This is a genomic window from Mesorhizobium sp. M7A.F.Ca.CA.001.08.2.1 (assembly GCF_003998455.1).
In the GTDB taxonomy this organism is placed as follows: Bacteria; Pseudomonadota; Alphaproteobacteria; order Rhizobiales; family Rhizobiaceae; genus Mesorhizobium; species Mesorhizobium ciceri.
Map to the genome: position 1 here is coordinate 1 of NZ_RZPW01000190.1, position 9,085 is coordinate 9,085.

General features: G+C 65.1%; 7 protein-coding genes. 4 read left to right on the top strand and 3 right to left on the bottom strand.

Translation table 11 applies throughout. The annotated features are described in order from the left end of the window. Nucleotides 1–1,810 (top strand): catalase/peroxidase HPI (katG, locus tag EN914_RS13720; RefSeq protein WP_127389124.1); only part of this gene is annotated, 1,810 nt, incomplete at its 5' end. A 182-nt stretch (nucleotides 1,811–1,992) separates the two neighbouring features. Then, nucleotides 1,993–2,550: a GNAT family N-acetyltransferase gene (locus EN914_RS13725; RefSeq protein WP_024505483.1), complete on the top strand. Its 558-nt coding sequence runs from the start codon at nucleotides 1,993–1,995 to the stop codon at nucleotides 2,548–2,550. 8 nt (nucleotides 2,551–2,558) lie between these two features. Here EN914_RS13725 and EN914_RS13730 read toward each other — a convergent pair whose 3' ends face one another. Continuing rightward, complete coding sequence (locus tag EN914_RS13730) at nucleotides 2,559–2,975, bottom strand: helix-turn-helix domain-containing protein (RefSeq protein ID WP_013530143.1); 417 nt, start codon at nucleotides 2,973–2,975, stop codon at nucleotides 2,559–2,561. A 105-nt stretch (nucleotides 2,976–3,080) separates the two neighbouring features. On the opposite strand from EN914_RS13730, the gene EN914_RS13735 reads away from it, so the two are divergent. Continuing rightward, the gene (locus tag EN914_RS13735) at nucleotides 3,081–5,294 is read left to right on the top strand and encodes a heavy metal translocating P-type ATPase (RefSeq protein WP_024505484.1); all 2,214 of its coding nucleotides are present in this window, start codon (nucleotides 3,081–3,083) and stop codon (nucleotides 5,292–5,294) included. Between the two features lie 61 nt (nucleotides 5,295–5,355). Here EN914_RS13735 and EN914_RS13740 read toward each other — a convergent pair whose 3' ends face one another. Together EN914_RS13740 and EN914_RS13745 are read right to left on the bottom strand one after the other, a co-directional pair. Beyond that, entirely contained in the window at nucleotides 5,356–6,540 is a 1,185-nt protein-coding gene (locus tag EN914_RS13740) for an MFS transporter (RefSeq protein ID WP_024505485.1), read from the bottom strand. A 220-nt stretch (nucleotides 6,541–6,760) separates the two neighbouring features. Next, the gene (locus tag EN914_RS13745) at nucleotides 6,761–8,425 is read right to left on the bottom strand and encodes a Na/Pi cotransporter family protein (protein ID WP_013530146.1); all 1,665 of its coding nucleotides are present in this window, start codon (nucleotides 8,423–8,425) and stop codon (nucleotides 6,761–6,763) included. A 387-nt stretch (nucleotides 8,426–8,812) separates the two neighbouring features. On the opposite strand from EN914_RS13745, the gene EN914_RS13750 reads away from it, so the two are divergent. After that, nucleotides 8,813–9,085 (top strand): hypothetical protein (locus EN914_RS13750; protein WP_127389125.1); only part of this gene is annotated, 273 nt, incomplete at its 3' end.

Consider the following 9,085-nt stretch of genomic DNA (forward strand, 5'->3'; position numbering starts at 1 on the left):
TCTCGACAAGGCGCGCCGGCTGCTGTGGCCGGTCAAGCAGAAATATGGGCGCAAGATCTCCTGGGCCGACCTGCTGATCCTCACCGGCAACGTCGCGCTGGAATCGATGGGCTTCAAGACCTTCGGTTTCGCCGGCGGCCGCGCCGACGTCTGGGAACCCGAGCAGGACGTCGATTGGGGTTCGGAAACCAAGTGGCTCGACGACAAGCGCTACTCCGGCGACCGCGAACTCCAGGGCCATCTCGGCGCCGTCCAGATGGGTCTGATCTATGTCAATCCGGAAGGGCCGAACGGCAAGCCGGATCCGCTGGCCTCGGCACGCGATATTCGCGAGACGTTCGGCCGCATGGCCATGAACGACGAGGAGACCGTGGCGCTGATCGCCGGCGGCCACACCTTCGGCAAAACCCACGGCGCCGGCGATGCTTCGCTTGTGGGTGCGGAGCCGGAAGGCGCCGGCATCGAAGCGCAGGGCCTCGGCTGGTCGAGCAAGCATGCCACGGGCATCGCCGGCGATGCCATCACCTCGGGCCTCGAGGTGACCTGGACCACGACGCCGACCAAGTGGAGCAACAACTTCTTCGACAATCTGTTCAACTTCGAATGGGAGCTGACCACGAGCCCTGCGGGCGCCCATCAGTGGACGCCGAAGGGCGGCGCCGGTGCCGGCACCGTGCCGGATGCCCACGATCCGTCCAAGCGCCGCGCGCCTGCCATGCTGACGACCGATCTCGCGCTGCGGGTCGATCCGGCCTACGAGAAGATCTCGCGGCGCTTCCATGAGCATCCGGACCAGTTCGCCGACGCCTTTGCCCGCGCATGGTTCAAGCTGACCCATCGCGACATGGGTCCGGTCGTTCGCTATCTCGGCCCGCTCGTGCCCAAGGAAGAACTGATCTGGCAGGATCCGATCCCCGCGGTCGACCACGAACTGGTCGGCGAGCAGGACATTGCGTCGCTGAAGGCGAAGATCCTGGCATCGGGCCTGTCGGTTTCCGAATTGGTCTCGACGGCGTGGGCCTCGGCCTCGACGTTCCGCAATTCCGACAAGCGCGGTGGTGCCAATGGTGCACGCATCCGGCTGGCGCCGCAGAAGGATTGGGAGGTCAACCAGCCGGCGGAACTGTCGAAGGTGCTGGCCAGGCTGGAAGCCATCCAGAAGGAGTTCAACGCGGCACAGACCGGCGGGAAAAAGATCTCGCTGGCCGACCTCATCGTTCTCGGCGGTGTCGCCGCTGTCGAGAAGGCGGCGAAGGATGGCGGCCACGAGGCCAAGGTGCCGTTCACGCCGGGTCGCATGGATGCTTCACAGGAACAGACGGATGTCCATTCCTTTGCCGCGCTCGAGCCGAAAGTCGATGGCTTCCGCAACTATGTCAGGGGCAAGCAGCCGATGTCGGTCGAAGCCATGCTGGTCGACCGGGCGCAATTGCTGTCGCTGACCGCACCCGAAATGACGGTGCTGGTCGGCGGTCTTCGTGTGCTCGGCGTCAACACGGCCAACTCGAAGCACGGCGTGTTCACCGACCGGCCGGGTACGTTGACCAACGACTTCTTCGTCAACCTGCTCAGCATGAACACGGTCTGGGATCCGGCCGCCGGCTCCGACGAAGTCTACGAGGCGCGTGACCGCAAGACCAAGGCGGTCAAGTGGACCGGCACCCGTGCCGACCTGATCTTCGGCTCGCACGCCCAATTGCGCGCGCTTGCCGAGGTCTACGGGTCGGCGGACGCCAAGGCGAAATTCACCAGGGATTTCGTTGCGGCATGGACCAAGGTGATGAACGCCGACCGCTTCGACATCGCCTGAGATCGCTAAAGGTGCTCCGGCGCGGCCGCGCCGGATCGCCGGTCCTCCCAAGGACACAACGCCAGGGCCGCGTTTCCAGTGATGGGAGCGCGGCCTTTGTCGTATGGGGCCGCGCTTTGGTGGACCGTGCCTCCCTGGTCAAGCATGCTATTTTGTGGGCATCGCGTCTGCACCGGTGCACCATGATCGAAATCGTCAAACCCGCGCTCGAACATCTGCCGTCCTACAAGGCGGCACTCGAACGCGGCTGGTCGCCGGACAATGTGCGATTGCTGGAAGCGACGCGCGAGCAGCTTGCGGCAATCGAAAGGGATCCCGTGGCTTTTCTCGCCGACCTCGATGATCCCCAGGCCAGGGGCGGTCCGATCACCTTGCCCGACGGCAAAAAGGTGCCGCGCCTGCCAGGCTTCCGCCGCTGGATCTGGGACGGCGAGGCGTCGGGCTCGATCGGCTTTCGCTGGCAGAAGGGCACGTCGGACCTGCCGCCGCATGTGCTCGGCCATATCGGCTATGCGGTGGTGCCGTGGAAGCGGCGGCGCGGCTACGCTACACAGGCGCTGCGCCTGATGCTGGAGGAGGCGAGGGCGGTCGGCCTGGCTCACGTCGAGATCACCGCCAAACCGGGCAATCCGGCCTCGCACAAGGTGATCCTGGCCAATGGCGGCAAGCTCGTCGAACGCTTTTTCGAGGACGCCGCCTATGGCGGAGCAGAAAGCTTGCGGTTCCGGATCGAGCTGTAGGATGTATCTCAACCATGCTCATCGGCGCACAGCGCATGATCCGACAGCGCGCGGATGACGTAGCAGTCGCCGACCGTCTGGCCATTGCAGCACGTGGCGATGCGTTCGAGCTCGGCCTCGAGCCGCTTCAACTGGGCAATCTTTTCCCGCACCGAGATCAGTTGCTCCTCGGCGATCTTGTCGGCGTGGCCGCAGGGTTGCTCGGGGTGGCCGCTCAAATCGATCAGAGAGCGGATGTCCTCGACGGCGAAACCGAGATCGCGGGCGTGGCGGATGAAGGCCAACCGCTCCAGCTCCTGCCTGGAATAGCGGCGCTGGTTGCCTTCCGAGCGCTCGGGTGCGGCAACAAGGCCCATCTGCTCGTAGTAGCGGATGGTCGGCACCTTGACCCCGGTGCGGCGCGAGAGATCACCGATCGAAAACATGAATTGCCTCTTGAAGCTCTAGTGACTAGAGCAATTACAGTGCCTGACATCAGCGTTCAAGACCCATGCGGCGACGCCGCGCGGGCAAGACAGACAGGTGATGTGATGACGGCGCCCCTCGACCAGGTAAAAATAAGGCAGACGCGGTTCAAGATCGGCGGCATGGATTGCGCCTCTTGCGCAACCAAGATCGATACGGCGGTGCGTCGCCTAGACGGCGTCGCCGATGTCTCGGTTTCGGTGACCGGTGCCAGCATGACGGTCAGCCATGGCGGCGCGTTGCCGGAAGACAAGGTGCTGCAGCAGGTGGCTCGGCTCGGCTACGGCATCGTCAGGGCCGAGGCACATGTATCGCCGATGTCAGACAAGGCGCACGCCGATCACGTCCACAATGACCATGAAGGCCACGATCATGCGATCCACGATCCCGATCCCGATCATGGCCATTCCGAGACGGGGCAGGCGTGGTGGCGTTCCCGCCGGGCGGTGCTGACGCTCGCCTGCGCGGCAGCGCTTCTCGCCGCATACGGCATCGGCCATCTGTTCCCGGTGGCGGAACGCGGGGTGTTCCTGGCCGCGCTGTTGGTCGGCCTGGTGCCGATCGCACGGCGCGCGCTGATGGCGGCATTGGCCGGCACGCCGTTTTCGATCGAGATGCTGATGACCATCGCGGCGATAGGCGCCGTGATGATCGGTGCCACTGAAGAGGCCGCCGCCGTGGTGGTGCTCTTCCTGATCGGCGAGCTTCTGGAGGGTGTCGCCGCCGGCCGGGCGCGGGCGAGCATCCAGGGACTTGCCGATCTGGTGCCGAAGACGGGCTTGGTCGAGCGCGCAGGCGGCACATCGGAGTGTCCCGCCGAAGACCTTGCGGTCGGCGACATCATCCTGGTGCGGCCGGGCGACCGCATCCCGGCCGATGGCGAGATCATCGAGGGCGCGAGCGAAATCGACGAGGCGCCGGTGACCGGCGAGAGCACGCCCAAGCGCAAGGGCGTCGCTGACGCCGTCTTTGCCGGCACGATCAGCATCGACGGCGTGCTCAAGGTGCGGGTGACGGCGGCCGCTTCCGACAACACCATCGCCCGAATCGTGCGGCTGGTGGAGGAGGCGCATGAGGCCAAGGCGCCGACCGAGCGCTTCATCGACCGCTTCTCGCGCACCTACACGCCGGCGGTGCTGGCGGTCGGTGCGCTGGTGGCATTGTTGCCGCCGCTGCTTGCCGGCGGCGACTGGAACGAATGGATCTACAAGGGCCTTGCGATCCTGCTGATCGGCTGCCCCTGCGCGCTGGTCATCTCGACCCCGGCGGCGATCGCCGCGGGCCTGGCGACCGGCGCGCGGCGTGGCCTGTTGATGAAAGGCGGTGCGGTGCTGGAAGGCTTTCGCCGGCTCACGGCGGTCACCTTCGACAAGACCGGTACGCTGACCGCAGGCAAGCCTGTCGTCACCGACATCGTGGCGTATGGAAGGGATGAACGCACCGTGCTGGCGCTGGCGGCAGCACTGGAGCAGGGCTCCAGCCATCCGTTGGCGATGGCGATCCTGGACCGGGCCAAGGCCGACAAGGCGCCGGTGCCGCCGGCTCTCGCGGCGAAGGCAATCTCGGGCAAGGGTGTCGAGGGCAGCGTTGGCGGCGTCGCCGTCTTCCTCGGCTCCGGCCAGGCGGCGGGCGAACGCGCCGACATGACGCAAGCGCAGCGCCTCGCCGTCGACAGCTTCAACGGCCAGGGCAAGACGGTGTCAGTGCTCGTCGCCGATGGCGTGGTGGCCGGGCTGATTGCCATGCGCGACGAGCCGCGGCCGGATGCTGCGGCCGGGATCGCGGCGCTGAAGGCCGAGAGCATCCGCGCAGTGATGCTGACCGGCGACAACCGCCGCACGGCGCAAGCCATCGCCGCTTCGCTCGGCATCGAGGCGCGGGCGGAGCTGTTGCCCCAGGACAAGCAGCGCATCGTCGGCGAATTGCAGCGCGAGGGTTTCAAGGTTGCCAAGGTCGGCGACGGCATCAACGACGCGCCGGCGCTCGCGGCCGCCGATATCGGCATTGCCATGGGCGGCGGCACCGACGTGGCGCTGGAGACCGCGGACGCGGCGATCCTGCACGGCCGCGTCATGGACGTCGCGCGTATGGTGAAACTGTCGCGGGCGGTGATGGCCAATATCGGCCAGAACATCACCGTGGCGCTGGGGCTGAAGGCGGTGTTCCTGGTCACCACCATTTTGGGCATCACCGGCCTGTGGCCGGCGATCCTGGCCGATACCGGCGCGACCGTGCTGGTCACCGCCAACGCCATGCGCCTGCTGCGCTGGCGCGGGTGAAGTGTTTTTGGTTGATCACGATCTTTTCGGAAAACCGGCGTCCACTTTTCCGGATCGTGATCTACTCGGCTGGGGCTGTCAGCGGCGGCGTGGCGTTGCTGCGCCCTTCCCAGACATAAGAGGCGAGCGCCACTGCCACGGCGACCAGCATGGCGATGGCGCCGAGCAGCGGCAGGCTGCGGTAGCCATAGCCGCTGTTCAGCATCGCGGCGCCCAACGAAGCGGCCAGCGCGATGCCGACATTGAAGCCGGACGGAATGAGCGACGAAGCGAGGTTGGAAGCATCTGCCGTCCAGGCCAGGATGCGGGTCTGGATCGGCGTGCCGATGGCGAAGTTGAGACCGCCCCAGATGACGATCGCCACAACCATCGGCAGGGGATAGGGGCTGACGGCATAGATCACGCCAAGCGTCACCGCCTGCAGGGCCAGCATGGTGATCAATGACGGCATCAGCTTCCAGTCGGAGAGCTTGCCGCCGAGGAAGACTCCAAGGGTTGCGCCGACGCCGTTGAGCAGCAGCACCCACGGCACCAGGTTCTCGTCGAGACCGGTGACTTCCAGCAGTGTCGGGGTGATGTAGGTGAACAGGCCGAACTGGCCGATCATCAGCATCAGCATCAGGATCAGCGATGTCCAGACCTGCTGGCGGGCCAGCACGCGGACCTCGCGGGCGAAACCGGCGGGCTTGGCCGATGAGCCGGTGGTGCGCGGCAAAAGGGCTGCCATGGCAAGCGTTGCCGCGACACCCAGCGCGCACATCACCCAGAAAGTCGCACGCCAGCCCCAGATGTTGCCGATCGCGGTGCCGGCCGGCACGCCGATGACGTTGGAGACGGTGAGGCCGGACAGGATGACGGCGACAGCCATGCCGCGCTGGTCCTCGCGCACGAGACCGACGGCGACGACCATGGCGACGCCGAAATAGGCGCCATGCGCGACCGCCACGGCAATGCGCAACAGAAGCATCGAGGTGAAATCGGGCGCCAGCGCGCAAGCCGCCTGGCCAATGGTGAAGGCGATGGCGAGGCCTAGCAGCAGGCTCTTGCGCGACAATGACTTGGTGGCGAGCGCCAGCAGCGGGCCGCCGATGGCGATGCCGCCGGCATAGCCGGAGACGAGATAGCCGGCGGAGGGAACCGAGACGCCCAGGCCTTGCGCCACCTGCGGCAGCACGCCGGCAATGACGAATTCGGTGGTGCCGAAGGCAAAGGCGGCGATGAACAGGGCGATGAGCGGAAGCGACATGGGGAAGCCTTAGCTGGAAGCGCCTCAAACCACGGATGGGCTTTGCGGGCAATCCAGAAATTTTTGTCGCGAGTTTAGGTTTTCTTCAGTGGGGGCGAGGCGGTGAAGCGCCAATCTCCCCCCTTGTGGGGGAGATGGCCGGGGTAAAGGAAGCGCGCGAACCTATCCAAGCGCGCTCCCTTCCTCTCTCTCCGGAGGCCCCGTGGGGGATTGCTATTCTTCAGCTCGCTTTCAACCGCGACCCCGTCAGCAGGCCGCGCTCTTCAAGCACCGGATAGGCCATCGAGGCCAGCAGCGAATTGATCTGTTTCAGGTCGCGGATGGTGTCGAGATGGATCGAGCTGGTTTCGACGCTCTTGGCGGTGCCGTCGCGCAGCCGCACGAAATGGCTGGCGCTGGTTTCCTTTTCGCGGTCGCGCAGCCGGTCCTTTTCCAGCACCAGCTGACGGGCGGTCTCGGGATCGCGCGACACCAGAACGTTGAAGGCAAGCCGCGCATTGGCCAGAACCGAGCCATGGAAGGCGCACAGCTCGGCCCAGCCCTCGTCGGTGAATTCCAGTCCGCGCTCGAACTTCTTCTTCACATGCACCAGCATGTTGCGCACGATGATGTCGCCGACCTGCTCGAGCTTGACGCAGGCGCCGATCAGTTCCTGGCAGCGCAGCGCCTCGTCCTCGGTCAGCGGGTTCCTGGTCAGTTTGGCGAGGTAGAGCTTGATCGCGGCGTGCTTGCGGTCGACGCGGTCGTCGAGTGCGGCCAGCGCCTTGATCTTGTCGGCGTCGGCGCTCTCATAGAGTTCGATGATACGCTTGAGCATGATCTCGATCGTCTCGCAGACCCGCACCACCTCGCGGGTGGCATTGGCCAGCGCCTGGCTCGGCACGTCGAGCGCGCTTTCGTTGAGTGCGGACAGCTCGACGACGTCAAGCGAGGCGGCCGGCACGGGCTTGGTGCCAAGTGCGACGATCTTCTCCGAAGCGCGGTAGACGAAGCCTGCCAGCGGCAGGCCGGCGAGCAGGATCAGCACATTGAACAGGATGTGGGCATTGACGATCTGGTCCGCCGCCGTAGAACCGAGAAAGGCGAAGTGCGGCCTGAAGATCATGACAAGGATCAGCATGACCAGCGAGCCAAGCCCGCGCATCAGGAGATTGCCGATCGGCACGACGCGCACTTCGGGGCTCGACGAGCGGGTCAGCATCGGCGCGATGATCGAGGAGCCGAGGTTGACGCCAAGGATGAGAACGACGCCAAGTTCGGGCGTGATCAGGCCACGGCCTGCCAGCGTCGCCATCAACAGCACCGCCGCGATGCTCGACTGGAACAGCCAGGTGATCAGTGCCGCCAGCAGATAGGCGGTGATGGAATCGGTCGAGAAGTAGTTGATGATGACCGGCATGAGCTGGCTGTTGCGCAGGGGCTCCGATGCCTGGCCGATCATCTCCAGCGACAGGATCAGAAGGCCGATGCCGACCAGGATGCGGCCGGACTGGCGCCAGTCGCGCCGCTCGGTGGCCATGAACATGACCGTGCCGGTGATCAGGCACAGCGGCACCAGCAAGGTGAGGTCGAAGGTCAGCAGCTTGACCACCAGCGCCGATCCGATTTCGGCGCCGCGCACTGCCAATTGACCCGCGGCGCCAGAGACGATGCCAGAGCCGGCGAAGGAGCCGACCAGCAGCGTGACGGCGGTGGAGCTCTGCAGGGCGATGGCAAGGCCGGTGCCGGCCAGCACCGCCATGATCGGATTGCGCATGGTGGCGCGGAGGCGATGGCGCAGCACGTCGCCATAGGCGCGTTCAACGCCGGTCTTCACCATGCGGGTGGCAAACAGCATCAGCGCCACGGCGCCGGCCAGATGCAGTAGGACGACGGACCCGCTCATTTCGTCCCCCGCATGCAAACAGGGCGCCCGCCCTGTTTTGCGTGGCGATCAGAAGGAAAAACGAGGGAACGAATCATGTTCATGGCGGTGACTTATAATACCTCGAATATTTTAGCCGGATAATAAAATCTTGTCGATTTCAAGGGCCGTTGCCGCGCGACAGGCGGTGTCGGAAAATGGACGGACGCGCAAATGGTTGCATTGCTGGGCGGGCGCGAAGCGGCGGATAGGCCGAGTTTGCGGTGCGACTGGCTCCTGCCTTTGCGATCATGTTCAGCTTCCTTGGGTAAATCAAGGAATCCATTACATAATTGTAATGCGTGCGTTCAGTTTCGGTTCATCGATGGGCAGCTACTGCTTCGATATCGACAACCAAGGAGACTTCTCATGAAACGCATCGTCCTTTCCGCACTCGCTTTCTCGATGCTGGCCGCCACGTCGCTCACCGGCCAGGCCGCACCGCTGAATGCGCCGAACGCGCCGCAGTCGAACTACAGTCAGGTCGACTGGCAGAAGCCCGGCCACCACAGCGATGTGAGGAAGCGCGTTTACAAGAAGAAGGTCGTCGTCGTGAAGCGCAACAACTGGCGGCATGGCCAGAAATATTCCGGCTGGAAGCGCCATCAGCCGATCCGCGACTATGGCCGCTACGGCCTGCAT

Coding starts and splice junctions, on each gene's coding strand:
- EN914_RS13725 (WP_024505483.1), top strand. CDS start 1,993: ATGATCGAAATCGTCAAACCCGCGCTCGAACATCTGCCGTCCTACAAG.
- EN914_RS13730 (WP_013530143.1), bottom strand. CDS start 2,975: ATGTTTTCGATCGGTGATCTCTCGCGCCGCACCGGGGTCAAGGTGCCG.
- EN914_RS13735 (WP_024505484.1), top strand. CDS start 3,081: ATGACGGCGCCCCTCGACCAGGTAAAAATAAGGCAGACGCGGTTCAAG.
- EN914_RS13740 (WP_024505485.1), bottom strand. CDS start 6,540: ATGTCGCTTCCGCTCATCGCCCTGTTCATCGCCGCCTTTGCCTTCGGC.
- EN914_RS13745 (WP_013530146.1), bottom strand. CDS start 8,425: ATGAGCGGGTCCGTCGTCCTACTGCATCTGGCCGGCGCCGTGGCGCTG.